Origin of the sequence: Gluconacetobacter dulcium (genome assembly GCF_014174165.1) — a bacterium.
GTDB classification, from domain to species: domain Bacteria; phylum Pseudomonadota; class Alphaproteobacteria; order Acetobacterales; family Acetobacteraceae; genus Gluconacetobacter; species Gluconacetobacter dulcium.
Genome location: NZ_JABEQN010000015.1, coordinates 58,233 through 80,672 on the forward strand (window position 1 = coordinate 58,233; position 22,440 = coordinate 80,672).

Below are 22,440 nucleotides of genomic sequence, written 5' to 3' on the forward strand. Positions count from 1 at the left end.
AAAAAGAATTAAGAAAATATACCCTCGACCGCTCGATCCGCGGGGAACGCGATCAATCTCCAAATACGACCGTCTTGCTGCCATTCAGGATCACCCGGTCGTCCAGATGGCAGCGCACGGCGCGCGAGAGAACGCGCCGTTCGATATCACGCCCCTTACGCACCAGATCGTCAGGCGTGTCGCTGTGGCTGACACGTTCGACATCCTGCTCGATGATCGGTCCTTCATCGAGATCCGCCGTTACATAATGCGCCGTGGCGCCGATCAGCTTCACCCCGCGTGCGTGGGCCTGATGGTAAGGACGCGCGCCCTTGAAGCCCGGCAGGAAGGAATGATGGATATTGATGCACTGGCCCGACAGCCGCGCGGACAGGGAATCCGACAGCACCTGCATGTAGCGGGCCAGCACGACCAGTTCGGCATTGGTCCGCTGCACCAGGCCCCACAATTCTTCTTCCTGTTCCGCCTTGTTGTCGCGCGTGACCGGCAGGTAGTGGAAGGGAATGCCCCCCATGTCGATATGGGCGTAGGTCTCGCGCGGGTGATTCGCGACGATCGCGGTCGGGATCATCGGCAGTTCACCGATTCGCCAGCGATAGAGCAGGTCGACCAGGCAGTGGTCGAATTTCGAGACCATCAGCAGGACCCGGCGGCGCACCGCGCGGTCATGCAGCGTCCAGTTCATGCGGAAGCGCGACGCCACGGCATCGAGCCGCGCCCGCAGCCATTGGGTCCGCTCGGCATCGGCCGAGCCGGTGAAGACGACGCGCATGAAGAACACGCCGCTTTCCGTATCGTCGAACTGCTGGGCCTCGATGATATTGCCATCGGCTTCGTACAGGGTCGTGGCGATCGCCGCCACGATGCCCGGCCGGTTGGGGCAGGACAGAGTGAGTGTCCAGGTTGTCGGCCCCTGCGCCCCGTGATCAGTCATGCCGGACAATCCACCAACAGAAGCTCCTGAAAACGCACGCCCGATACCATAGGGGTCGCCTCCGGGAACTCAAGCCCCCCGGTTGCGTTCCGCCGGCGGCCGCACGGCCCGCCATGCGGCTTCCAGCGCATCGGCGATCGTATCGAACGGCGCGCTCCATCGATCTGCCGGGCAATCGCCGCTCCCCGCCTCGCCGATCGCGGCCCGCCAGCGCGGGGCCTGCGCAACATCCGGCGCGCGTTCGATCCGCACGACGCGGTCCTCGGGGATGCGCGACAGCAGGCGGGCCAGGCGGCGCTCCGGCGTCATGGGCGTTGCGTAATTATGAGACATCGGCCGTTCTCCCGACAGTGAAGCTGGGCCGTCTGGCGGCATCGGGCAAGTGGTTTCGGTTGCATCGGAAGCCCCGAGCGGTTTCAACAGTGGAACGCCCCCGGACCCTTCGTCCGCCCGCCGTCCCCCGTAGCAGCACCATATATAAGGAGCCCCCGTGTCCCCTTTCCCCGGCTTTCTGCCCGACGAACCGATCGACAGTGTCGCTCACCTGATCCAGACCGCGCTGACGCCAATCTTCATGCTGTCGGGGATCGGCACGCTGCTGAACCTGTTCAACACCCGGCTGGCACGGGTATCGGACCATATCGAGAAATCCAACGACGCGCTGGCAACGACCAAGGCCCCGACGGAGCGCCGCCATCTGCGCCAGCATATCCGGCACCTGCACCGGCGCACCCTGTTGCTCGATGCATCGATCCTGCTGGCCGCCGTCGGCGGAGCGGCCACCTGCGGCGCGGCCTTCGTGCTGTTTCTGGGTAGCCTGCGCGATTCCTCGGTGGCGTCATGGCTGGTGGTGATGTTCGGCATGGCCCTGATCTGCACAGTGGCCGCGCTGGCCGCGTTTCTGTGTGACAGCCTGGCCGCATGGCATGGTCTGCGCATGACCACATCCTGGGCACGGTCCACCCACCCGAAAGACTGAGCGATCGGCCGGCAGGGGCCGGATTTCTTCATTAAAAATGTGACAGGCCATAAAATGGGCAATATGCCTATTTTATGCGCTTTCCTGTTGAGTCCAGTCGTCGGTCGCCCGTGTTCCGCACAAAAATTCGCCAGAAATGGTCCGATTCGTTTTTCTGACTCCGGACAATAAACAGGACGCTGTTTACGAAGTGAACAGACTATTCATCCGATGGTTACTATGCGTTTTTTAACCATCAGGTCTCATGTTCTTTTGTATTGCGAGAGACCCGATTTCGGTGTTGGTTCCGCACCCAACACCAACCCATAGGATTTCGGATAATGTTTATTCAGGAAATTGGCAATCTCGTCGCCAGTTCGATGAACGTCGCGTCGTTCCTCCCGCTCGTCGCATTTCTGCCGATCGTTGCCGCGCTGATGCTGGCCACTGCCGTCGCCGACCGCATCGCCTGATGCGGCGGCCATGGCGGCCGGTCTGTGTGACCTGCACCATGGCCTGCCTGCCTGACGGCGGGCATAAGGTCCGGCCTGAGTCGGATCCGGATGGTTTTCCATCCGCCCGGCGTGCTGTTTCCGCGCCGAGCCTCGCCCTGCCCTGGATGACCGGCCCGGACTGATCCGGCTGGCTCTGTCCTGGGGGCGGGCCTATCTTTGACCGAGACTTTCCCTATGCCCCGGCCTGCTCGGGCCGTCGTTGTTACGGCGCGCTGTCGGTCGGGTCGATCGCGTAGGCGGAGAGGTCCAGCGTGCGGTGCATCACGCCCTGGGCGCGCAGGAAATCCATGAAAACGCGATAACGCCGGCCGTTGAGCAGCGCCGGCTGCTTGCAGACGCGCGGCAAGGTCGCGGTCCAGGCGGCGCGGTTCAGCGGCGTGTCGAGTTCCGGGTGGTCGTGCACCGCCTGGTCCAGAATCGCGTCCGGGTGGTTCAGCAGGGCGTTGGTGCCTTCTTCCAGCGCCTGCATGAAGCGGACGATCTTCGCATCGCGGGCATGGTCGCGCGGGGCGAGAAAGATCAGTTCGTCATTCAGCGGAACGCCATGTTCCTCGGGGTAGAACGCCACCGGGTCGAACCCCTTCTGTCGGAGGTCGATCAGTTCGTAGGTCCGGGTCGCGCCGATCACCGCATCGACCGAATGCGACATTAGGGCCTGTTCGAGCTGGAAATTGACGTTTACCTGCCGCACGTCGGACAGCGACAGGCCGACCGACCCCAGCATCGCCGCCAGCACCGCGTCATCGACGCCGGCCATCGAGATGCCGATTGTCTTGCCTTTCAGGTCCTTCAGGGATTTGAGGCCCGGTGCCGCGATCAGCGTATCCAATGGCGTGTCGATCATCGTGCCGACCCGGACCAGCGGAATGCCCTGGTCGGCGAGCATGCCGAGCTGGGTCTCGTAGGACACCGCCAGATCGGCCTGCCCCGCCGCCACCAGCCGCGCCGGCGATCCGGGGTCGGACGGTGCGATCAGGCGCACCTGCAACCCGTGACGGCGAAAGGCGCCGCTGTAATCCGCCGCCAGCAGGGCCGCGTGATCGGCGTTCAGGAACCAGTCGAGGATCACCGTGACCGTTTCGGGCGCGTCGGCTCGTGCCGTCGGGAGGCCGAGGAACACACACGACAATATTAGCAGCAATATTAGCAGCAGGCGACGCAGGGTGATCATGGGGGCTCTCTCTTCTTCTTTTTCTGAAGAAAAAGAAGCAAAAAGACTTTTATCCGTTCAGGGACATCGTATGCCCCAGGCACAAGGCTCCTGAACGAATCAAAGTTTTTTGGTTCTTTTTTTTCAAAAAAGAACGACCTTCCGTTACGGCGGTGTCGGACCGAACAGGCCGATATCAAGATGCTTGCCGGTCGAATAATTCAACCCCGAGACCCGGCCGAACTCGATCACATCCAGCCCATCGGCATGAAGACGGTCGCGGAACGCCGGCTCGTCCTTTCGGTCCACCAGCGCCAGGCCGCAGGCCCGGTTGTCGCGCAGCACGTCTGCCGCATCCTTCGGGCCGACCAGAACCGTATTCTGCCCTACGAGGAAGACCAGGCTGGGCTCGGAGAAGGAGGGCGAGACGACCACGGTATCGGGGCATGGCCGGTAATCATCGACCAGCGCCGCCAGGCGGGGGCTGAGCCAGATCGTCTTCAGGGCCGGCACCACCGTCAGGAACAGGCCGACATGAATGATGATCGCGGCGGCGATGGCGGACATCGCCGCGTGCAGTATCTGGCGGCGGACCAGAAGCCGGGTGGCGATGACCAGCAGCGGTAGCGCGCCGAGGGGTATCAGCAGGGACGCCGGCACGATTTCATGTTCCAGCCACCACAGCAGCACCGGGCCGGCGACGGACAGGACGAGGCCGACCACCAGCCATAATGCGCCATATAGCGCCAGCCCCGCGCGAGCCGCGCGCGAGGCGGGCCAGCGCCAGCGGTCGGGCGTGGTCATGATCGCCGCCGCCGCCAGCAGGGCGATGGCCGGGTAGGTCGGCAGGACGTAATGCGGCAGCTTGGTTGCGATCGCCTCGAACACCAGCCAGTGCGGCACGATCCAGCACAGCAGGAAGCGCACGGGCGGCGTGTGGCGCTGGGCCCAGACGAAGGGCAGCGCCAGCGCCGCGAACAGCGACCCGGGCCAGAAGGCCAGCGCGAAGGCCGCCAGGTGATAACCCGGCGGCAGGCCGTGCGCCTGCTGCCCGCTGGCGACCTTGCCGAGGAAATTGGTGCCGACGGCGCGCGAGAAGAAATCGCCGTGGCTGACCACGCCGATCGCGATGCACCAGGGCAGGACGATTGCCAGCATCACCAGCCATCCCCATGCCGGCCGCAATCGGCGCCACCAGTCGATGCGCCGTTCCACCAGTGCCAGGGCCAGCGGGGTGCCGAAGCCGGGGATCAGGACCACCGGGCCCTTCAGCATCAGGCCCGCCCCCAGCGCCACCCAATAGAGCAGGGCCGCCGAAACGGGCGTGGGTTGCCCCTTTACACGGTCCAGATAGGCGCGCAGCAGACCGGTTTCGGCCAGCAGGACCGTGAGCAGCAGGGTGCTGTCGATGGTGGCCATGCGGCCTTCGGCCGTCATCAGCACCGATACCGCCAGCAGGGCCGCCGCCAGCAGCCCGCTGGCGGGGCCGAACAATGTGGCGCCGATCCAGGCCGTCAGCACCACCGAAGCCGTGGCCGCCAGCAGCGAGGGAATCCGGTAGGGCCAGACCGCCCGGCGGTCCAGCGTACCGGTGGCGGCCACCGATGCGGCCTCCAGCCAGTAGATTCCGGCCGGTTGCAGATAGCGCGGCTTGTCCTGGAAACGGACATCGATGAAATCGCCGCTGCGCAGCATCTGTGCGCTGGCTTCCATATAGCGGGGTTCATCGCGATCCAGCGGCGGCAGGCTGGCCCGCCCCGGAAGCAGAAGCATGAAGGTGCCCAGCGCGAGCAGAAGATAATGACGCACGGTCAGCCGTGTCATCCGGCACGTCTCCTCGGGAAGGATCGGGATGGGGGCTGTCGGTTCGAGCGCGCCGAACCGGCCCATCAGGCCGCCAGCGGCGGCATTTGCAACAGGCTCTTAGCGTTCCGTGACCCGACGCGGCAACCGCGTGCGGTTGATCAGCCATATCACGCCGAGCAGATCCCGGAACCCGACCAGCGCACGATTGAAATTGGTGTATTTGGACGATCCGTGCAGCCGGTTGCGGTGTCGGACCGGCTGGCAGAGCAACGGCGTGCCATAATGGCCGAACAGCGCCGGCAGAAAGCGATGCACGCCTTCGAATTGCGGCAGGCGCAGGAAATCCGCCCGTCTGAACAGTTTCAGCGGCGCGCCGGTATCCGGGCATCCGTCCCGCAACAGGCGCCGACGGAGACCATTGGCGAACCGGGTTGCCAGACGCCGCGACAGGGTGTCCTGCCGACGCAGCCGGACGCCGACGACCAGCGGTGCCGGCCCCTGGGCCTTCTGCGCCAGCTCGAACATCCGGACGATTTCCATGGGATCATCCTGCCCGTCACCATCGAGGGTGGCGATCCACTGGCCGCGCGCAGCCTCGACCCCGGTGCGTACGGCGGCGGATTTGCCGAGCCGGCGGTCGTGACTGAGGATGCGCAGATCGGGAAGGATGCCGTCGGTCCTGGCCGCGACCAGGGCCTCGACGGTGCCGTCGGTACTGCCGTCATCGACGAAGATGATTTCGCACGGCGGCAGCGCGCGGGCGGCCTCGGCCAGTTCGGCGCAGACCGGGCGGATATTCTCCGCCTCGTTCAGAACCGCCGCCACAATGGACAGGACCGGTTCGGAACGATCGGAAGTGGCGAGCGGGGCCAGTAACCCGGTTCCGCTCAGGCAGCGCGTGAGGACAGGGCCGACGGCAGGTCGGCGATCGAACGGTCGACGATCTGCTGTCCGGTTTCGGCCGGAAGGGCAATCGTCAGCGCGTCGCGCGTGGCCTGAACCGCCACGTCGATCGCCACCTGACGGACTTCACGCACCGCGCTGCGCTCGGAGGCGGCGATACGGTCGCGGGCCATCTGCTCGCGACGGGCGGCCACGGCCTCGGCCTCGCGCTTCGCGTCCTCGGCAATCCGGCTGGCTTCGGCCAGCGAATGCTCGACCAGGGCGCGGGCCTCGGCCAGCGCCGTTTCACGCTCGCGCGTGGCATCCTCAAGCATCTGCTCGGCCTCGCGGCGCAGGCGTGCGGCTTCGTCGAGGTCGGCGCGGATGCGCTCGGCCCGCGCGTCGAGAGCCGTGGCCAGCGGTGCCCAGATCTTCCTGCCGAACAGGATGAAGAAAAGGAAGAAGGCGACGGCCGTCCAGAAACGGGGTTCGTGCAGCATGGTCTTGAACCTGTTCCTTACTGTGGCGCGATCAGAGGCCGCGCGCCGTGGCGGCGTGGTCTACCGTCCGGGCCACCACATCGGCGGGCACCGATGCACCGGTCACCTGACGCACCAGCGCCTGTGCTGTTTCATCGGCGATCTGGCGCAGTGACCCGAGGGCAGCCTTGCGCGCAGCGGCGACGCGGGCTTCCGCCTCGTGAATCTCGACGGCCAGGCGGGCGTTCATCTCCTGCGTCTGCCGCAGGGCGCTGAGGCGCGCGTCCTCGATCACCTTGTCGACATTCGCCTGCGCCTCGGCCATCGCGGTGCGACGGGCCTGATGCAGTTCGTCCACCGCGCCATCGGCTTCGGCCTTGGCACGACGGGCGATGTCCAGATCGTTGTCGATCGTCTGGCGGCGGCTGGTCAGTACCGCTTCGACCTTCGGCAGCGCCGACCGGCTGAGCAGGACATACAGCACCAGGAAGATCACCGCGCCCCAGATCACCTGGCCGATGACGTAGGGGTTGGCGAAATCCAGCTGTGGCATGCCCGCGGCCCGCGCGCCCGGCGCGGCCATTACCATCACGGGCAAGGCCAGCGCGAGCGGCGTCGCGAGAGACGCCACCCGGCGGATGCTTGAGGCCGCGGAACGTGCCACGTTGGTCTCCGGTCTCAGACGAACAGGATCAGGAAGGCGATCAGCAGGGCATACAGGGCCACGGCTTCCGTCAGGGCGAAGCCGAGCATGCCCAGGCCGAACACGTGCGGACGCGCGGCGGGGTTGCGGGCAATGCTGCTGACCAGCGTGGAGAAGATGTTACCCAGGCCGATGCCGACGCCGGCGAGGGCGATAACGGCGATACCGGCACCAATTTCCCGGGCTGCAGCGATGTCCATAGCGAGGCTTTCCTTGTATTTGGTTCAGGCGTTCAAAAGGGCTGGGGCGACGTCGCGGTCAGTGCGCGACCGCCTCCCGCAGATAGATGCAGGTGAGGATCGCGAAGACGTAGGCTTGCAACGCACCCACCAGCAATTCGAGCGCCATCAGCGCGACATTGATGACCACGGGACCGACGGCGAGCGCATCGCCGATCAGTCCGAGCCCGGCCAGCATGATCGTGAAGGCGGCGAACATTTCCAGCATCACGTGACCGGCCACCATGTTGGCGAACAAACGGATCGACAGGCTCACGGGACGCGACAGGAATGAGAGGATTTCGATCGGCACCAGCAGCGGCGCCAGGGCCATCGGCGCGCCTGCGGGCATGAAATGCGCGAAGAATTTCGCGCCCTGCACCTTCAGCGAGACGATCACCGACAGCACGAACACCATCAGCGCCAGCGCAACGGTGACGGCGACATGGCTGGTGAAGGCGAAGGAGAAGGGCAGCAGGCCTAGATAATTGCCGGCCAGGATGAAGAAGAACAGCGTGAAGACGAACGGGAAGAACGCACGCCCCTCCGGACCGATCGTATCCACGGCCATGTTATGAATGAAATCGTAGCAGATTTCAGCCGCTGCCTGCAGGCGACCCGGCACCACGGCCTTGGGACGCATGCCCACATACAGAAATGCCAGCACCGCGACCGAGGCCACGATCATCATGAGGGGCGACTGACTGAAACGCAGCGCCTCGCCCAGGCCACCCAGAACGGGATGGAGCTCGAACTGACCCAATGCGTCGATGGTGGATCCGGCCGCCAACTTCGTCTTCCCTCTACCGTTCCGGCCCCGCATCCGGGCCCGGCTTGTCCTCCAGGGCGTCCTGCGGCCTGACGAGACGCCAGACATTCAGTACGCCCGCGGCCCCGCCCAGTAATGAAAACAGGATCAGGAACACCGGGCGACAGCCCAGCCAACGATCGAGCCCCCATCCCATCGCGACCCCGACGACCAGGCCCGCCACCATTTCGATGCCGGCCCGCAGAACGGTGCCTACGGTGGTGATGTCGTTACCTTGCGACCCTGCCTCGGCTGCCCGGTTCGGATTGTTCCGATCCATGGCCTGCTTCAGGCGCTTGTCGAAGGCGTGACGGGAGCTGTCCGTTTCCTTACCCAATTTTTACACCTCCAGGCAGGTGCAGGCGCTAGCTAACGATGCGGCAGAAACCTGTCAAGCAAACGCTTTTGTTTCGGGACGCGGAAAAGCGGCGCCCCTGCTCTGTCACGCATGGAATGGGTGACAGTTCCCGGCATGGCTGCCCCGGAGGCACAGATGACATCGCGTTAATGCAATACAGGAATATCAGACATGATTTTATTGCATGAGCAACGACAGCGCTTTCCTGGGCTTCCCGTTCCCCGAAACGCCAGTCCGACCCGGCTTTTACGGATGAACGCTGCCACCGGGGATTTCGTCATAAGCCGCACTGCCCGGGAAGGGACCCGCCACCGGAGCGGCAGCCGGAGCGACATGGACGGTCTGGCCCATCGCCGGACCGATTTCCCTGGCGTCGATGGCGGTCCCGAGCGCACTGGTGCTGCCATTGCCCACGGCATGCAGGGTCTGGCCCGGTTTCAGCCATGCGGCCAGGCGCGTCGCTTCCGCCGGTGCGAGGTGAATCACGCTGTAATCCTGCATCACCGCGCCCACCAGCCGGCCATGCAGGCTGTAGAGCGGCGCGCGGACCGTGCCGTCTATCACGATATCCGGCCCGGACGTGGTGACCGGCAGCCGGGCGGATATTGTTTCGGCATCCTCGACCGCGCGGCCGCGCTGGTCTTCGATCTCGTAAGCGCGGACGATAGGCAGGTCGCGTCCGTGCAGGCCGCGTGCGGAAATCTTCTCGCCCGGCTTGACCAGGCTGGCCACGGCCAGCCCGAGTTCGTGCGAGCACAGGATTTCGGTGCCGTCGGTGAGGATCAGGCCGTCGATATCGCCGCCCGGCGTCGGCAGATAATGCGCCACCGTGCCGGTCGTGACCGGCAGCGGCGATAAATCATAGGCCGAGACCGGCTGGCTGGCAGCCATCGCCGGGCCGGCGATCAGGACTGACAGACCGGCCATCGCCGGAAGAAGGTGGGAACGCCGCACACTCGCCATGCCTGCTCTCGTCATCTGCCTGATCGTCTTTTTCCATCGTCCCGGAACGGATCCGCCGGGCGGGATAGTGAAGTCGATCCCGCCCGGCGCGACAATCCCCCGAGGAAGAGGATCAGTGCCGGAAGTGGCGCATACCTGTGAACACCATGGCGATGCCGGCACGGTCGGCGGCGGCGATCACCTCGTCATCGCGGATCGACCCGCCGGGCTGGATCACGGCCGTGGCTCCCGCCGCGATCGCGGCCTCCAGCCCGTCGGCGAACGGGAAGAAGGCGTCGGACGCCACCACGCTGCCTGCCGTCAACGGCTGGTCGAGCCCTGCGGCGCGCGAGGCGTCCGCCCCCTTGATCGCGGCGATGCGCGCGGAATCCACGCGGCTCATCTGGCCCGCGCCGATCCCGACCGTGGCCTGATCCTTGGCGTAGATGATGGCATTCGACTTTACGTGCTTGCACACGCGGAAGGCGAAGATCAGATCCGCCATTTCGGCCTCGGTCGGGGCGCGCTGCGTCACCACCTTCAGTTCGGCCGGGACGATGCGGCCGTTATCGCGCGTCTGGGCCAGGAAGCCGCCCGCGACCGAGCGGATGATCACGCCTCCTTCGGCCGGATCGGGCAGCGCGCCGGTCAGCAGCAGGCGCAGGTTCTTCTTGCGCGACAGGATCTCGCGTGCCTCGTCCGTCGCGTCGGGGGCCACGATCACCTCGGTGAAGATGGCGGCGATGCGTGCCGCGGCCTCGGCGTCCAGCGTGCGGTTCAGGGCGACGATGCCGCCGAAGGCCGAGACCGGGTCGCAGCGCAGCGCCAGGTCCCATGCCGCCGACAGGCTGTCGGCGGTCGCGATGCCGCACGGGTTGGCATGTTTGACGATGACCACCGCCGGCGCATCGAATTCCGCCACCGCCTCGAACGCGGCGTCGGTATCATTCAGATTGTTGTAGGACAGCGCCTTGCCCTGGATCTGCCGCGCGGTGGCGACGCCGGGGCGGTTGCTGCCATCGGCGTAGAAAGCCGCCTGCTGGTGCGGGTTTTCGCCGTAGCGCAGGCTTTCCCGACGCTGGCCCGCCACCGTCAGGCGCTCGGGCAGCACGTCGCCGCGCTGGGCGGCGAACCAGGCGGCGATGGCGGCGTCATAGGCGGCGGTGCGGGCATAGGCCGCGCCGGCCAGCGCGCGCCGTGCTTCCAGCGTGGTGCCGCCTTCCGACAGCGCCGCGATGATGGCGCCATATTGCGCCGGGTCGGTCAGGACCACGACGTGATCGTGGTTCTTGGACGCGGCGCGGATCAATGCCGGACCGCCGATATCGATATTCTCGATACAGTCCTCGGCGCCGGCACCGGAGGCGACCGTGGCCTCGAACGGGTAGAGATTCACCGCGATCAGGTCGATCGGCGCGATGCCGTGCTGTTCCATCTGCGCGACATGGGCCGGCAGGTCGCGGCGGCCCAGGATACCGCCATGGATCTGCGGCACCAGCGTCTTGACCCGGCCATCGAGGATTTCAGGAAAGCCGGTATGGTCCGATACCTCGGTCACCTTCAACCCGGCCTCGCGCAGGGCACGGGCCGATCCGCCGGTCGAGAGGATCTCGGCCCCATGCGCGATCAGGGCGCGGGCGAGGTCGAGCAACCCCGTCTTGTCGGAAACGGAAATCAGGGCACGGCGGACCGGCACGGGCGTCTGGGTCATCGCGGGGGCGACCTTTCACGATTGGGCGGCAGGAAAGCCCGCGTCCTTAGTCCAACCTGGGCGGACGGAGCAACAGACGTGTGGGCGGGGCTGTCGTATCCGCAGGGGAGGTCTTCTGTTCTTTTTTGCAAAAAAGAACCAAAAAACTCTGATCCGGTCGGGAGCCTTGTGGTCGGGACATGCGCTGTCCCTGAACGATTGAAAGTCTTTTTGCTTCTTTTTCTTCAGAAAAAGAAGAAACCTTTCCGCACCGTTTCGATCATGTCTCGCGCGATCGGCAAAGGCGCGCCATCCAGACTGACGACCGGCCGAACCGACAGGCTGTTAACCAGAATAGCCCCCCCGGCGAGATCATCCGGCATCAGCGAGGCTTCCGCGACCAGACCGGCTTCCAGCAGCACGGCCCGCGCGATGCCGGGCAGCGCGCCGTCCGCGACCGGGGGCGTCAGCAAGCGCCCGTCACGCAGGGCGAGCACGGTGCTGACGGTGCTTTCGGCCACCTGGCCCGCGCCGTTCAACAGCAGCGCGTCGTCGGCGCCGCGCTGCTCGGCTTCCAGTCGGGCCAGGATATTGGGCAGGTAATTCAGGCTTTTGATCCGTGAGAGGGGAGAGTGCGCGTCGCGCCGGATCCGGGTGCTGACGATCAGGCTTGCTGGCCCCGGCGCGGGTGCGGCCGGAAAGGGTGCGATCAGAAGCGTGGGATGCGGCCGGGGGGGCGGGAGCAGGCCGCGCGGGCCACAGCCGCGCGTCAGCGTGAGGCGCAAGGTGCCCTCGTCCAGGGTATTCCGGCGTACGACCTGATGCAGGGCAGCTTCGATCGCGTCCAGGTCGGGTTCGGGGAACAGGAGTGTCGCCGCGCCGTCGCGCAGCCGGTCGAGGTGGCGCGGGAGATGGGCGATATGGCCGGCCGAGACCCGCATGGTCTCGAACAATCCGTCGCCCAGGGTCAGGCCGCGATCGGCGGGGTCGATCCGCGCCGCGTCCCGCGCGATCAGGCGGTCGTCGAGCCAGAGGAAATTCATGGTATCGCCTCGAACAGGGCCAGGAGCGGGGCGATTTTCAGGCACATTTCCGCGTATTCCCGCTGGGGGTCCGACAGGATCGTGATCCCGCCGCCCGCCGCCGCCACGATCGTATCGGGGGTCGCGGCCAGGGCGCGGATGATGACTGAACTGTCCATGGCACCATCGGTTCCGATGCGGAAAACGATCCCGCAATAGGGTCCGCGATCCGTTTCCTCCAGTTCGTCGATGATGCGCATTGCCTGATGCTTCGGCGCGCCCGTCACCGATCCGGGCGGCAGGGAGGCGCGGAGCAGGTCGATCGCGTCCTGCCCCGGTGCGAGCGTCGCCGCGACTTCGGAGACCAGATGATGGACATGGGCGAAGGTTTCGACCGACAGCAGTTCGGGCACGCTGACGCTGCCGATCCGCGCCACGCGGCCCAGATCGTTGCGCATCAGGTCCACGATCATCAGGTTCTCCGCCCGCTCCTTGTCGTCCGCGGCCAGGTCGGCGCGGAGACGGTCGTCCTGCTCGGGCGTGGTGCCACGCGGGCGGGTGCCCTTGATCGGCCTCGTCCGCGCCACCCGGTCGCGCCCCAGATGCACGAACCGCTCGGGGGAGGCCGACAGCAGGCTGAATGCCCCCCCGCAGGCCAGCCATGCACCGAACGGCGCCGGCACGGCCCGACGCAGCGCCCGGTAGATGTCGATATCGGCCAGGCCATGCGGTCGCCGGGCGACATGACGGCCGGTGATGTTGACCTGAAAGATCTCGCCGGCGGAGATCCGCTCGACCGCCGCCGCCACGGCGGCGACATAGTGATCCGGGGTGCGGTCGGGCACGAATGGGGCGGGCGGGAGCGTCACGGGCGGCGGGGCCGGGGGCAGCGCGGCCCATTCGGCATGGAATGCGGCGAACAATTGATCCGCGTCCGGACGGATGGTCGCCAGATGCACCTGACGATGCTCGCGATCGAACAGCAGCGCATGGTCGTACAGGGCTGCCGACAGGTCCGGTCGGGTGGGATCGGGCTGGTGGCGGGTCGGGATTCCCTCGGCCCATTGCCCCACACCGTACCCAGCAAACCCGATGACACCGCCGGCGAACGGCCACGGCCCGGTGTCCGCGACCGGTGCCAGGGCCAGAAGAGTCCTGAGCGCCTGGAGAGGGTCGGTGCCGGCTACGGGCACGCCGTCACGCCGGCAGAGGCCGCCGCGCCACTCCAGCACATGAACGGGACGGCGGCACAGGATGATCCAGCGGGCGCGCGGACCGGGCGCGCCGCCGCTGTCCAGGCAGGCCAGCCATGGCTCGTCCCGCCATGCCCACAGCACATCGTCCGGGTCTCGCCACGGCAGGAATGTGGTCGTTACGATGCCGGCTGGCCGGTCCATCGGACCTTACGTCCCGGTAGCGAAATCGTCGATCAGGTCCATGACCTCGGCGACATCCGAGGCTTCCATCACCCGGTGGGCCAGGCGGCGGCAATCCTCGAAAGACAGGGCGCGCACCGTCTTCTTGACCCGAGGCACCGCCGAGGCGGTCATGGAGAACGAGCGCAGGCCCAGGCCGATCAGCAGCGGCACCACGCGCGGGTCGCCCGCGATCTCGCCGCAGAGCGAAATGGGGCGATACTGGCGTAGCGCGGCCTCGGTCGCGGCCTGGATCAGGCGCAGTACGGCCGGGTGGAGCGGGTGGTAGAGCGACGCGACCTCGGCGGAGGCCCGATCCACCGCCAGCGTGTACATCGTCAGGTCGTTGGTGCCGATGGCCAGGAATTCGGCCTCCTGCGCCAGCGCGTCCCCCATGATGGCGGCGGCCGGGGTTTCGACCATGATGCCCAGCGGTGGCAGGCTGTCGCCCAGCGGTATGCCCTTGCGACGCAGCCGGCGGGCCACGCGATGATAGATCTCCCGCGCCTCGCGCAGTTCGGGCACGATCGTGACCATCGGCAGCATCACTCGGACCGGGCCGGCGACGGATGCCTTGAGGATGGCGGCGAACTGGGTTTCCAACACGGCGGGATGGCGCAGCAGCAGGCGCAGCCCGCGCATGCCCAGCGCGGGGTTGATGGTGTCGCCTTCCTGATTCAGCCCGGCGCGCTCCAGGGCTTCGCTGTGCTTCTCGCCGCCCCAGTCCACGACGCGGATCGTGGTGGTATCGCCCGCCATCGTGCCGATGATCTCGGCATAGATCGCCGCCTGCCGGTCTTCGTCCGGCATGGCTTCGGCATTCATGAACAGGAATTCGGTGCGCAGCAGGCCGATGCCCGAGGCGCCGGACTGGGCGATCAGCGGCAGTTCGGCCGGCAGTTCCAGATTGGCCTGCAATTGCAGTTTCTCGCCGCTGGACAGGCGGGCGGGCAGACGGCGCAAACGGCCCAGCGCCTGCCGTTCGCGCGCATGGTCGGCCACGCCGCGGCGGGCGACCGCCAGTGTCTCCTCGTCCGGGTCGATCACCACCTGGCCCGTCGTGCCGTCCACCACCATGGTCGCGCCGTCGCGCGCGCGCGCCGTGAGCCCGTGGGCGGCCAGCACGGTGGGAATGCCCAGCGCACGGAGCATGATGGCGGTGTGATCGGTCGATCCGCCCTCCTCGGTCGCGACCGCGACGATGCGCGAGGGATCGATCAGCGCCGCGTCGGCGGGGCGCAACTGCTCGGCGACCAGCACCGTGCCGGCGGGCACCGCGCTGAAGGAACGGAACGGCGCGCGGCCCAGATTGCGCATCAGGCGCTGGCCGATTTCACGAAACTCGCCGGCGCGGCGTTGGGCGGCCGCGGCATCCTCGCCGCCGAATTGGGCTCCGTCGTGCAGCAGGGCCTGCGCCAGGCTCTCGGTTTCCTCGCGAACCGCCAGTTCCGCCGTGCGCCCGTCGCGGACGATCCGGTCGTGAATGCCGCGTTGCAGGCGCGAGGGGCCGAGCATCCGGCGATAGACTTCCAGCAGCGAGCCGATCTCGATCTGACCATCCTCGGGCAGGATCGCCAGCCGGTCGCGCAGTCGCTCGATCTGCCGCACCGAGCGTTCGATCGCCTCGGCCAGCCGCGCCAGTTCATGGTCCGGGTCGTCGGTACGGGCGGAGGCGTCGATATCCGGCGCGGGGCTTTCCAGCACCAGCATCGCCGGGCCGATCGCCACGCCACCGACCGTCGCGTCACCGCTCAGGCGGATTTCGGCCGTTGCCGGGGCCGCGCTCCGGGGGCGGCGCCGGCGGCGGGGAGGAACCTGGTCGGGGGTGTCAGTCGTCTTCATGGAAGCCAGCCTCGATCAGGGCCGTCAGGGCCTCGATCGCCGCATGGGCATCCCATCCGGTGGCCATCAGCGTCACGGATTCTCCGCGACCGGCCCCCAGCATCATCAGCCCCATGATCGAGCGCGCCGAGACCGTCTGGTCGCCACGCCGGACCTCGACATTCGCATCGAACTGTTCGGCCACCGTGACCAGCCGCGCGGCGGCGCGGGCATGCAGACCCCGGCGATTGACCATCGTCGCCGTCACGGACAGGACATCGGGGTCCTCGGGATCGAGCCCTCCGGGGGACATTTCGGCGCCGGACATGTGTCCTCAGCCGACCGACGCGGCCCGCTGCTCGCCCATCAGGCAGCTCCGGGCACCGCCCAGGCATTGCGGCGGCAGGTGGGAGGCGGTGGAGATATATTTGCGCCCGGCCCCCTCGGCGAGGTCGGCGCATTCCTCCAGCGTATGGCCGTTGCGGATCTGCGCCAGCTTGACCAGCATCGGCACGTTGACGCCGGCCAGAACCTCGACCCGCGCGCTTTCCATCATGGAGATCGACAGGTTCGAAGGCGTGCTGCCGAACATGTCGGTCAGCAGCAGGACGCCGTCGCCCGTATCGACGCCGGCAATCACCTTTTGCAGATCCACACGACGCAGCACCGGGTCGTCCCCGGCCTCGACGTTCAGCGTTGCGAGTTGTTCCTGCGGCCCGACCACATGTTCCATCGCGCGCCTGAGTGTCTCGCCCAACGCGCCATGGGTAACGAGGACCATACCGATCATGAAGAATATCGCCCTTCCACGACGTCCGTCACAGGCTCTTTCGGCCGGCTGGCCCACCGCCAACGATATCGGCCCTGCCGCGCCAGTTCACGATGCATGACGATGACCGACCATGCGCCCTGTCCGTCCGCCCCTGATGACGGGACATCGGATGGCGCCGCGCCAATGTCAATACGATGCGTCTTTCCTGGCCTCTCGCATGTTCCCGCGCATTCCGCAAGACGCTCGGCCAGGGCCTCGACGATCGTGACCGAACGATGCCGGCCGCCCGAACAGCCGATGGCGATGGTGGCGTATTTCTTGCCCTCGCGCACGAAGCGGGGCAGCACCAGCCCCAGCATGCCGTCGATCTGGTCCAGGAAGCGCGGATAGTCGGGATCGGCGGCGACATATGCCGCGACCTCGGGGTCCAGGCCGGTTTGGGCCGCCAGTTCGGCGACATAATAGGGATTGCGCAGGAACCGGGCGTCGAACACCATATCGGCCTCGCGCGGCAACCCGGCGGGAAAGGCGAAGGACATCAGCGCCACCGTCAGCCCGCCGCCCTGCCGGTCGGTGCCGGGAGCGAACCGCGTTTCGATCACCTGCCGTAATTCGGGAGGCGGAAGGTCCGAGGTGTCGATCACCATGTCGGCGGCCGCCCGCAGCCGGGCGGTGAGTTCGATTTCCGCCTCGATCCCGTCCTTTACCGCGCCGCGCATCGCCAGCGGATGGCGGCGGCGGGTGGCGGTGTAGCGGCGCAGCAGCACGCTTTCCTCGGCGGTCGCGTAGATCAGTTCGGCCTGCAGGCCCGGATTGACGCGCAGGCGCCCCAGCGCGGCCATGACCGCCGCCGCGTCGAACCCCCTGGTGCGCGAGTCCACGCCGATCGCCACCGGCTGTTCGGCACGGGTCACGATTTCGTCCAGCATGCCCAGCGGTGGGTTGTCGATCACCTCGTATCCCAGATCTTCCAGGATGCGCAGGATCGACGATTTTCCCGCACCGGACAGGCCGGTTACCAGCAGGATGCGGCGCGGCGCCGGGGCTCCGTCGAGTAAAGAATCCGTCACGGGAAATCCTGGCTGAACAAGAGGCCGGACACCTTCGGGCACGGGAGCCGCCTGGAGATCAGGCGGGGCTCACGACACCGTCCCCCACGCATGGGATACTGAAAGGGCCGACTTGGGAAGCGGCATAGGGATTACAATTGCTCGAAGGTTAAAATCTTGCAACGACCGGCGAGCCCGTCAAGGGCCAGGTTGATCCGCGCCACGGCCGACGACAATGCCGGGTCCAGCCGGATTTCCGGCAGGCCGGTCACAGGATCGTGCAGCGATGCGGGCAACCGGTCGGGCCGTTCCTCCGGCCTGACCAGCCTGACGACCAGGACCGCCTGGGCCTCGGCCACGAACGGCAGGCGGGCGATCCCCATGCCCCGGACCTCGATCAGCCCGGCCAGGGCCGGCGGTGCCGAGACCCGGTGGCCGTCGAGAACCACGCGATCGTCGGCGACCAGATCGTAGCCGACATCGACCAGCCGCAGCAGCAGGTCCGACTTGCCGATGCCCGATGGCCCCAGCAGCAGCACCCCCTGCCCGCCGCGCGCCGCGCAACTCGCATGGACCTGAACCTTTGGTGAGCGTAATTGTTCCATGTCCGTTAAAATGACCCCTGAGGGTTGAAATTCATTGTGAACTGAATATGACGATTTCGTTATTTTATGTCCGGGTTGGGAGATTACGCACGGTATGACGGACCAGGAGATCCATGTGCGGCACCTGACCGGAATCGATCCACGCAGCACGGGAAACCCGCCCGGCCTGAAGGACCAGTGCCGCGTGGCGCTGGACCGTGGCGCCCAGGCCCTGGCACGCGATGGCTACCGGTTGCAGGACGTGACACGCATTATCTTCCTGATGCGTGACACGGACGATTTCCCGTCCTGCTTTCCGCTTCTGCGCGATGCCTTCGGCGCCGGACGGCCTGGCACCACCTTGCGTCTGGTGCCGGGATTCGACGATCCCGCGACCCTGATCGAGATCGAACTTGTGGTTGGTCCCTCGCATTTTTGAGGGCCTGCCGGGAAAAACGCGCCGGTGAAGAGGCTCCCGATCGTGGCGCGCGTTTCAGGCGGTGAATCGTGTCAGCGTCGCTGCTGGAGGATGCTGGCCAGCGTGAACAGGCGGCGGGCGGTTTCGTCATCCATGTCGATCTTGCCACGCAGACGTTCGACCATCAGTGCCGCGCCGTCATTATGCAGACCTCGCCGGCCCATATCGATCGCCCGGACGCGCATCGTGTTTCCCTCGCTTACCGCTTCGTCGAAACTGTCGACCAGCAGGACGTAATCCTTGATCAGGCGGCGGAACGGGGTCAGCGAGATCCGATAGATGCGCAGCGGCTTGTCCTGCGCGTCGCGCACGTCGAAAACCAGTCCGTTGGTCTGAACCGACAGATGCAGGATGAACGGCCCGATCAGCCCCTCGGGCAGGAAGCGGGCTGTCTGTTGCAGGTCGGCGATCGCCTGGTTGACATCGTTCTGCCGCGCCCGGCTGGTTGTGAGCGCGTTCTCGACATCTTCAAGGACGACACGCGCCAGTACCGTGGGGCTGGTCGGCCCACCACCATGCGATGGGTTGTCGGGTAATGGATGCACTGACCCCCCTTTCCTGCCCCGGCTGGCTCCCGCAGCGGGAGCCAAGGTCGGCGACCATATTACACGTCATGCGCGACGCGCACATGAGGGACCGGAAGACAATGCTCCTGCCGAGCGATCGCCTCCGGTGCATATCGGTTCAGATTTCAATCACAGGTCAGTGAAAGCGAGCCCAGATGGGCGAACGTGACAGCGACCCGTGTCCCTGGTTCGACGAAAAGGGTGCCGGATCGCGATCCCGTCGTGACGATGGTGCCGGCGGCCAAGCCTCCAGCGTAGCGGGCGGCGTGCGACGCCAGCCATACCAGCAGGCGGATCGGATCGCCCGCCGCACTGCCTCCGACGTGATCGACAGCCACGCGACCGTCGATCGAGAGAGTTACCCGCTCTTCCATCGGCACCAGGGCGCGCCAGTCCGATATGCCCGGCCCCACGAACAGGGCCCCATGGCTCTGCTGATCGGCCAGATGATCGAATACCGGCTGGCTGCCCGGCGTGACGAAACGGGTGTCGATGATTTCGATGGCGGGATGCGCGGATTCGATCGCGTCACAGACTTCCTGGGTCGTATAGGGCACGTCGCGCGGCGGCAGGGCGCGGCCGAAACGATAGGCGATTTCGGCTTCCACCCCGATCAGGCGGCACAGGCCGCGCGGCAGGGTATTCGCCGTATCGAACAAGGTCGAAACGGCGATCGGCGCGGCGGCCGGTTCGGACTCCGGCGTGTCGGCCCCGACCTTCCAGCCGGCGATCCTGCCCCCCAGCGCCCGCAGCGTCGCGTGCTGGATGCGATAGGCTTCATCCGCCGACGCGACATGATAGCCGCCGGGAAGGCATTCCAGAGGAGATGCCCCGGCCCGGACCCGAAGGAAGGCTTCATCGACCGACACCATCACGCGCGCCCTGCCCGGAGTCTGCGACCGGCCTCCGGATGGCGATCGTGGCCGGTCACAGCAAGGACTGCGACCGGCTGAGCACCATGTTGCAGACTTTCTGCGTCATCTGCTGCTTGAGGCCCTGCCCGACCGATGCGAGCGAGAAGGTCTTGCCGTTGCCGGTATCCAGCAGACCGCGCTGGCCTGCCTGATAGGCGCTGTCGCCCTGACCGCTGATCCCTGCCTTCTGACCGAGGGCATTCATGACCGGCGACGCGGTGCTGGCGCCGAGGAAATTGTTCTGCACGCAATAGCCCAGAAGCCCGACCAGATTGCTGGACCCGGCGGAGGAGACGGACGGGAGGCCCATCGACCCCATCATGCCCTGCCCCATGTCCGACATGCCGGGCATCGAGGGCATCTGGGCGTGCGCCACGCGTGCGCCGGAAAGCGACGCAGCCGCCACGACGGCCGCGAATGACAAGGCAACGAAATGACGGCTCATGCACCACATCCTTTTTTTTGGCTCTTGCCGAGCATAACCTGACGATGTGGCCAGAATATGAATGACGTTGCCCTGGCAGGCGAACAAAATCCGAGGGTTCGGTCAGAATCCCGAATTGAACGCCACCGAATAGTAGAGCTGCCGGACCAACGGCGTGAGCAGGTACTGAATCAGCAGCAGCAGCACCAGCGGGCTGAAATCCATATTGCCCGTGGCAGGCAGGATACTGCGGATCGGCCGCAATGCCGGCTCGGTCAACCGATTGAGGAAGCGGCCGATCGACCAGACCATCTGACTGCGCGTATCCAGGACGCCAAACGCGTACAAAAAGCTGAACACGCAGGAAATGATGACCACCCATGTATAGAGCCTGATGATATTGAGCAGCAGACTGAAAATAAGCGTGAGCAACGTGATGATCCCTGCGTTGACGGGCGATAACTCTATCGAAGCCAACCGGAGCATACAACACCGGGCGGCACCAATCGCGCTTGACAAACATCCTGCACCCGCTATTTATCCACCCCGTCAGGCAGTGGGGCTGTAGCTCAGTTGGGAGAGCGCCTCGTTCGCAATGAGGAGGTCAGGGGTTCGATTCCCCTCAGCTCCACCACTTGCCTTGATAAGATCCTGTTTTTCCATACGAAAATATGTAGATGTAAACCGACTCATTGGTCGGTTGTCCGTCGTGTTGCGTTCAGCGCCGTCGTTCGGCTCCGGTAGAATGCAAAGCGGGTCTTTCAGCACAATCCATGCATTCATGATCGCGGGCGTCCTGGTTGAGATCCACGCCATGGACCGACGCTGCCAGGCGCACTCGCGCCTTTTTTATCGCGGCAATGATAGCGCCCGCATCATGACCTTAATGCAGTATCTTTCCACCGGAAAAGAACCGGAAGGCTGCTTATTCGTTGCAGGATACCATGGTCTGCGGGAGTATTGAGAGCCCCGTCACACCTTTGGTAAAACAGAATTTGGATGACATGAAAAAAATCATGACCGTGGCGGCGATACTGGTCTTGTCGGGATGTGCGGCGACCGAGAAACCTCGGCAACTCGGCATGGCCAACCCTGCTTCGACCTACTGCGTGAAGCAGGGGGGCACGCTGGAGATCAGAACGGAACCCGGCGGGCAGGTCGGCTACTGCCATCTTCCCGACGGCCGCGTCGTCGAGGAATGGACGTTGTTCCGCAGCGCACGGCGCTGAGAAAAGACTCTTGTGGAAACGTTTTTTAAAATCACAAGATTTCATTTTTCTTCAGGGAAGATTCCACCTTCAACGGGAGCCAGAAGATCTGGCCCGTCGTGTCCCACCTTGTTGATCCGTGTTCCGACGCGCCATGCCTGCAACATGTCGACCGGCGCCGGGACCAGTAATCGTTCCGCGATCGCGGGTGGGGCATCGAACCACGCATCGCGATCCTGATCCGCGATGATGACCGGCATTCGGTCATGGATGGAACGGGTCGCCGCGCTGGCCTGCGTGGTCACGATGGCGAAACTGCGCAGGATATCGCCCTCATATTCCCAGGATTCCCAGATTGCCGCCAGTGCCAGCGGCTTGCCGTCGCGCCGGGCGAATGCCCAGGGTTGCCGGGGCGGCAGGCCGGACTGCCATTCGTAATAAGCCGTTGCCGGCACCAGGCAGCGGCGCGAGCGAAAAGCGGCGCGGAACATGCCCGAGGTGGCGACGGTTTCCGCCCTGGCGTTGATCGGCTGGCGGCCCATATCGTGCGCCCAGTTGGGGACCAGCCCCCATAACAGCAGATCCAGCCGGAGATCATGACTGACCGGGTGACGGCGCACCACCGCCACGGGTTGGCGCGGCGCGATATTCCACGAAGGCAGCCAGTCGGGCGCGGGGCCGGCGAGATGGAAAGCCTGCCGCATCCGCTCCAGCGATAGCGCGTTGGCGAAACGCCCGCACATC

General features: G+C 65.9%; 28 protein-coding genes and 1 tRNA gene. 5 read left to right on the top strand and 24 right to left on the bottom strand.

Annotation, left to right across the window (positions count from 1 at the left end; genetic code table 11):
- Window positions 1–52 precede the first annotated feature (52 nt).
- The gene (gene purU / locus HLH25_RS12685) at window positions 53–934 is read right to left on the bottom strand and encodes a formyltetrahydrofolate deformylase (RefSeq protein WP_182974407.1); all 882 of its coding nucleotides are present in this window, start codon (window positions 932–934) and stop codon (window positions 53–55) included.
- A 69-nt stretch (window positions 935–1,003) separates the two neighbouring features.
- Window positions 1,004–1,267, bottom strand: coding sequence for a hypothetical protein (locus tag HLH25_RS12690; protein WP_182974408.1), 264 nt, complete (start codon window positions 1,265–1,267; stop codon window positions 1,004–1,006).
- A 157-nt stretch (window positions 1,268–1,424) separates the two neighbouring features.
- On the opposite strand from HLH25_RS12690, the gene HLH25_RS12695 reads away from it, so the two are divergent.
- Both HLH25_RS12695 and HLH25_RS20560 read left to right on the top strand, forming a co-directional pair.
- Window positions 1,425–1,913, top strand: coding sequence for a DUF2721 domain-containing protein (locus tag HLH25_RS12695; protein WP_182974409.1), 489 nt, complete (start codon window positions 1,425–1,427; stop codon window positions 1,911–1,913).
- A 320-nt stretch (window positions 1,914–2,233) separates the two neighbouring features.
- The gene (locus tag HLH25_RS20560) at window positions 2,234–2,365 is read left to right on the top strand and encodes a hypothetical protein (protein WP_259654542.1); all 132 of its coding nucleotides are present in this window, start codon (window positions 2,234–2,236) and stop codon (window positions 2,363–2,365) included.
- Between the two features lie 244 nt (window positions 2,366–2,609).
- On the opposite strand, the gene HLH25_RS12700 is transcribed toward HLH25_RS20560, so the two are convergent.
- From HLH25_RS12700 to HLH25_RS12780, 17 genes are all read right to left on the bottom strand, one after another.
- On the bottom strand, window positions 2,610–3,578 hold the full coding sequence (locus HLH25_RS12700; protein WP_182974410.1) for an ABC transporter substrate-binding protein: 969 nt from the start codon (window positions 3,576–3,578) through the stop codon (window positions 2,610–2,612).
- Window positions 3,579–3,722: 144 nt separating this feature from the next.
- A complete protein-coding gene (locus HLH25_RS12705) occupies window positions 3,723–5,381 on the bottom strand; it encodes an ArnT family glycosyltransferase (RefSeq protein WP_182974411.1) in 1,659 nt (552 codons plus the stop codon).
- Between the two features lie 99 nt (window positions 5,382–5,480).
- Entirely contained in the window at window positions 5,481–6,254 is a 774-nt protein-coding gene (locus HLH25_RS12710; RefSeq protein ID WP_375288976.1) for a glycosyltransferase family 2 protein, read from the bottom strand.
- A complete protein-coding gene (locus HLH25_RS12715; RefSeq protein WP_182974412.1) occupies window positions 6,251–6,745 on the bottom strand; it encodes a F0F1 ATP synthase subunit B family protein in 495 nt (164 codons plus the stop codon). Before HLH25_RS12715 ends, HLH25_RS12710 begins: the two co-directional genes overlap by 4 nt.
- 31 nt (window positions 6,746–6,776) lie before the next feature.
- A complete protein-coding gene (locus HLH25_RS12720) occupies window positions 6,777–7,388 on the bottom strand; it encodes a F0F1 ATP synthase subunit B family protein (protein WP_310888876.1) in 612 nt (203 codons plus the stop codon).
- Between the two features lie 14 nt (window positions 7,389–7,402).
- A complete protein-coding gene (locus HLH25_RS12725) occupies window positions 7,403–7,627 on the bottom strand; it encodes an ATP synthase subunit C family protein (RefSeq protein WP_012224283.1) in 225 nt (74 codons plus the stop codon).
- A 58-nt stretch (window positions 7,628–7,685) separates the two neighbouring features.
- On the bottom strand, window positions 7,686–8,435 hold the full coding sequence (locus HLH25_RS12730; protein ID WP_114725044.1) for a F0F1 ATP synthase subunit A: 750 nt from the start codon (window positions 8,433–8,435) through the stop codon (window positions 7,686–7,688).
- Window positions 8,436–8,448: 13 nt separating this feature from the next.
- Window positions 8,449–8,790 carry an AtpZ/AtpI family protein gene (locus HLH25_RS12735; protein ID WP_182974413.1) on the bottom strand — a complete coding sequence of 114 codons (342 nt, stop codon included), beginning with the start codon at window positions 8,788–8,790 and terminating at the stop codon, window positions 8,449–8,451.
- Between the two features lie 267 nt (window positions 8,791–9,057).
- A complete protein-coding gene (locus HLH25_RS12740; protein ID WP_182974414.1) occupies window positions 9,058–9,774 on the bottom strand; it encodes a hypothetical protein in 717 nt (238 codons plus the stop codon).
- 112 nt (window positions 9,775–9,886) lie between these two features.
- Complete coding sequence (gene purH, locus HLH25_RS12745) at window positions 9,887–11,464, bottom strand: bifunctional phosphoribosylaminoimidazolecarboxamide formyltransferase/IMP cyclohydrolase (protein ID WP_182974415.1); 1,578 nt, start codon at window positions 11,462–11,464, stop codon at window positions 9,887–9,889.
- Between the two features lie 224 nt (window positions 11,465–11,688).
- Window positions 11,689–12,486 (bottom strand): aminotransferase class IV, encoded by a 798-nt coding sequence (locus HLH25_RS12750; protein WP_182974416.1) that lies wholly within the window; start codon window positions 12,484–12,486, stop codon window positions 11,689–11,691.
- The gene (locus tag HLH25_RS12755; RefSeq protein WP_182974417.1) at window positions 12,483–13,862 is read right to left on the bottom strand and encodes an anthranilate synthase component I family protein; all 1,380 of its coding nucleotides are present in this window, start codon (window positions 13,860–13,862) and stop codon (window positions 12,483–12,485) included. Before HLH25_RS12755 ends, HLH25_RS12750 begins: the two co-directional genes overlap by 4 nt.
- A 6-nt stretch (window positions 13,863–13,868) precedes the next feature.
- Window positions 13,869–15,722: a phosphoenolpyruvate--protein phosphotransferase gene (gene ptsP, locus HLH25_RS12760; RefSeq protein WP_182974418.1), complete on the bottom strand. Its 1,854-nt coding sequence runs from the start codon at window positions 15,720–15,722 to the stop codon at window positions 13,869–13,871.
- The gene (locus tag HLH25_RS12765; protein ID WP_182974419.1) at window positions 15,709–16,029 is read right to left on the bottom strand and encodes an HPr family phosphocarrier protein; all 321 of its coding nucleotides are present in this window, start codon (window positions 16,027–16,029) and stop codon (window positions 15,709–15,711) included. The genes ptsP and HLH25_RS12765 overlap by 14 nt, the downstream gene beginning before the upstream one ends.
- Before the next feature lie 6 nt (window positions 16,030–16,035).
- The gene (locus HLH25_RS12770) at window positions 16,036–16,491 is read right to left on the bottom strand and encodes a PTS sugar transporter subunit IIA (protein WP_182974420.1); all 456 of its coding nucleotides are present in this window, start codon (window positions 16,489–16,491) and stop codon (window positions 16,036–16,038) included.
- On the bottom strand, window positions 16,488–17,543 hold the full coding sequence (rapZ, locus tag HLH25_RS12775; protein WP_182974421.1) for an RNase adapter RapZ: 1,056 nt from the start codon (window positions 17,541–17,543) through the stop codon (window positions 16,488–16,490). Before rapZ ends, HLH25_RS12770 begins: the two co-directional genes overlap by 4 nt.
- 131 nt (window positions 17,544–17,674) lie before the next feature.
- A complete protein-coding gene (locus HLH25_RS12780) occupies window positions 17,675–18,127 on the bottom strand; it encodes an HPr kinase/phosphorylase (protein WP_182974422.1) in 453 nt (150 codons plus the stop codon).
- A 94-nt stretch (window positions 18,128–18,221) separates the two neighbouring features.
- Here HLH25_RS12780 and HLH25_RS12785 point away from each other — a divergent pair, with 94 nt between their 5' ends.
- Window positions 18,222–18,545 carry a RidA family protein gene (locus HLH25_RS12785; RefSeq protein ID WP_182974423.1) on the top strand — a complete coding sequence of 108 codons (324 nt, stop codon included), beginning with the start codon at window positions 18,222–18,224 and terminating at the stop codon, window positions 18,543–18,545.
- Between the two features lie 71 nt (window positions 18,546–18,616).
- Here HLH25_RS12785 and HLH25_RS12790 read toward each other — a convergent pair whose 3' ends face one another.
- The 4 genes from HLH25_RS12790 to HLH25_RS12805 all read right to left on the bottom strand — a co-directional run bounded on the left by HLH25_RS12790 (window position 18,617) and on the right by HLH25_RS12805 (window position 20,920).
- The gene (locus tag HLH25_RS12790) at window positions 18,617–19,129 is read right to left on the bottom strand and encodes a UPF0262 family protein (protein ID WP_310889103.1); all 513 of its coding nucleotides are present in this window, start codon (window positions 19,127–19,129) and stop codon (window positions 18,617–18,619) included.
- Between the two features lie 146 nt (window positions 19,130–19,275).
- The gene (locus HLH25_RS12795) at window positions 19,276–20,022 is read right to left on the bottom strand and encodes a 2-keto-4-pentenoate hydratase (protein ID WP_182974424.1); all 747 of its coding nucleotides are present in this window, start codon (window positions 20,020–20,022) and stop codon (window positions 19,276–19,278) included.
- Window positions 20,023–20,077: 55 nt separating this feature from the next.
- The gene (locus HLH25_RS12800; protein WP_183008062.1) at window positions 20,078–20,509 is read right to left on the bottom strand and encodes a YjjA family protein; all 432 of its coding nucleotides are present in this window, start codon (window positions 20,507–20,509) and stop codon (window positions 20,078–20,080) included.
- A gap of 102 nt (window positions 20,510–20,611) precedes the next feature.
- On the bottom strand, window positions 20,612–20,920 hold the full coding sequence (locus tag HLH25_RS12805; protein WP_246402203.1) for a YggT family protein: 309 nt from the start codon (window positions 20,918–20,920) through the stop codon (window positions 20,612–20,614).
- Between the two features lie 126 nt (window positions 20,921–21,046).
- On the opposite strand from HLH25_RS12805, the gene HLH25_RS12810 reads away from it, so the two are divergent.
- Window positions 21,047–21,122 (top strand) — tRNA-Ala (locus tag HLH25_RS12810).
- Between the two features lie 370 nt (window positions 21,123–21,492).
- Window positions 21,493–21,717 carry a putative hemolysin gene (locus HLH25_RS12815; RefSeq protein WP_182974427.1) on the top strand — a complete coding sequence of 75 codons (225 nt, stop codon included), beginning with the start codon at window positions 21,493–21,495 and terminating at the stop codon, window positions 21,715–21,717.
- Between the two features lie 41 nt (window positions 21,718–21,758).
- Here HLH25_RS12815 and HLH25_RS12820 read toward each other — a convergent pair whose 3' ends face one another.
- Window positions 21,759–22,439 (bottom strand): SOS response-associated peptidase, encoded by a 681-nt coding sequence (locus HLH25_RS12820; RefSeq protein ID WP_182974428.1) that lies wholly within the window; start codon window positions 22,437–22,439, stop codon window positions 21,759–21,761.
- Window position 22,440 lies beyond the last annotated feature (1 nt).

Bases quoted from the DNA above. Each gene is read 5' to 3' on its own strand.
- purU (WP_182974407.1), bottom strand. From the start codon at position 934: ATGACTGATCACGGGGCGCAGGGGCCGACAACCTGGACACTCACTCTG.
- HLH25_RS12690 (WP_182974408.1), bottom strand. From the start codon at position 1,267: ATGTCTCATAATTACGCAACGCCCATGACGCCGGAGCGCCGCCTGGCC.
- HLH25_RS20560 (WP_259654542.1), top strand. From the start codon at position 2,234: ATGTTTATTCAGGAAATTGGCAATCTCGTCGCCAGTTCGATGAACGTC.
- HLH25_RS12700 (WP_182974410.1), bottom strand. From the start codon at position 3,578: ATGATCACCCTGCGTCGCCTGCTGCTAATATTGCTGCTAATATTGTCG.
- HLH25_RS12705 (WP_182974411.1), bottom strand. From the start codon at position 5,381: ATGACACGGCTGACCGTGCGTCATTATCTTCTGCTCGCGCTGGGCACC.
- HLH25_RS12715 (WP_182974412.1), bottom strand. From the start codon at position 6,745: ATGCTGCACGAACCCCGTTTCTGGACGGCCGTCGCCTTCTTCCTTTTC.
- HLH25_RS12725 (WP_012224283.1), bottom strand. From the start codon at position 7,627: ATGGACATCGCTGCAGCCCGGGAAATTGGTGCCGGTATCGCCGTTATC.
- HLH25_RS12740 (WP_182974414.1), bottom strand. From the start codon at position 9,774: ATGGCGAGTGTGCGGCGTTCCCACCTTCTTCCGGCGATGGCCGGTCTG.
- purH (WP_182974415.1), bottom strand. From the start codon at position 11,464: ATGACCCAGACGCCCGTGCCGGTCCGCCGTGCCCTGATTTCCGTTTCC.
- HLH25_RS12750 (WP_182974416.1), bottom strand. From the start codon at position 12,486: ATGAATTTCCTCTGGCTCGACGACCGCCTGATCGCGCGGGACGCGGCG.
- HLH25_RS12755 (WP_182974417.1), bottom strand. From the start codon at position 13,862: ATGGACCGGCCAGCCGGCATCGTAACGACCACATTCCTGCCGTGGCGA.
- ptsP (WP_182974418.1), bottom strand. From the start codon at position 15,722: ATGAAGACGACTGACACCCCCGACCAGGTTCCTCCCCGCCGCCGGCGC.
- HLH25_RS12765 (WP_182974419.1), bottom strand. From the start codon at position 16,029: ATGTCCGGCGCCGAAATGTCCCCCGGAGGGCTCGATCCCGAGGACCCC.
- HLH25_RS12770 (WP_182974420.1), bottom strand. From the start codon at position 16,491: ATGATCGGTATGGTCCTCGTTACCCATGGCGCGTTGGGCGAGACACTC.
- HLH25_RS12780 (WP_182974422.1), bottom strand. From the start codon at position 18,127: ATGGAACAATTACGCTCACCAAAGGTTCAGGTCCATGCGAGTTGCGCG.
- HLH25_RS12785 (WP_182974423.1), top strand. From the start codon at position 18,222: ATGACGGACCAGGAGATCCATGTGCGGCACCTGACCGGAATCGATCCA.
- HLH25_RS12795 (WP_182974424.1), bottom strand. From the start codon at position 20,022: ATGGTGTCGGTCGATGAAGCCTTCCTTCGGGTCCGGGCCGGGGCATCT.
- HLH25_RS12800 (WP_183008062.1), bottom strand. From the start codon at position 20,509: ATGAGCCGTCATTTCGTTGCCTTGTCATTCGCGGCCGTCGTGGCGGCT.
- HLH25_RS12815 (WP_182974427.1), top strand. From the start codon at position 21,493: ATGAAAAAAATCATGACCGTGGCGGCGATACTGGTCTTGTCGGGATGT.
- HLH25_RS12820 (WP_182974428.1), bottom strand. From the start codon at position 22,439: ATGTGCGGGCGTTTCGCCAACGCGCTATCGCTGGAGCGGATGCGGCAG.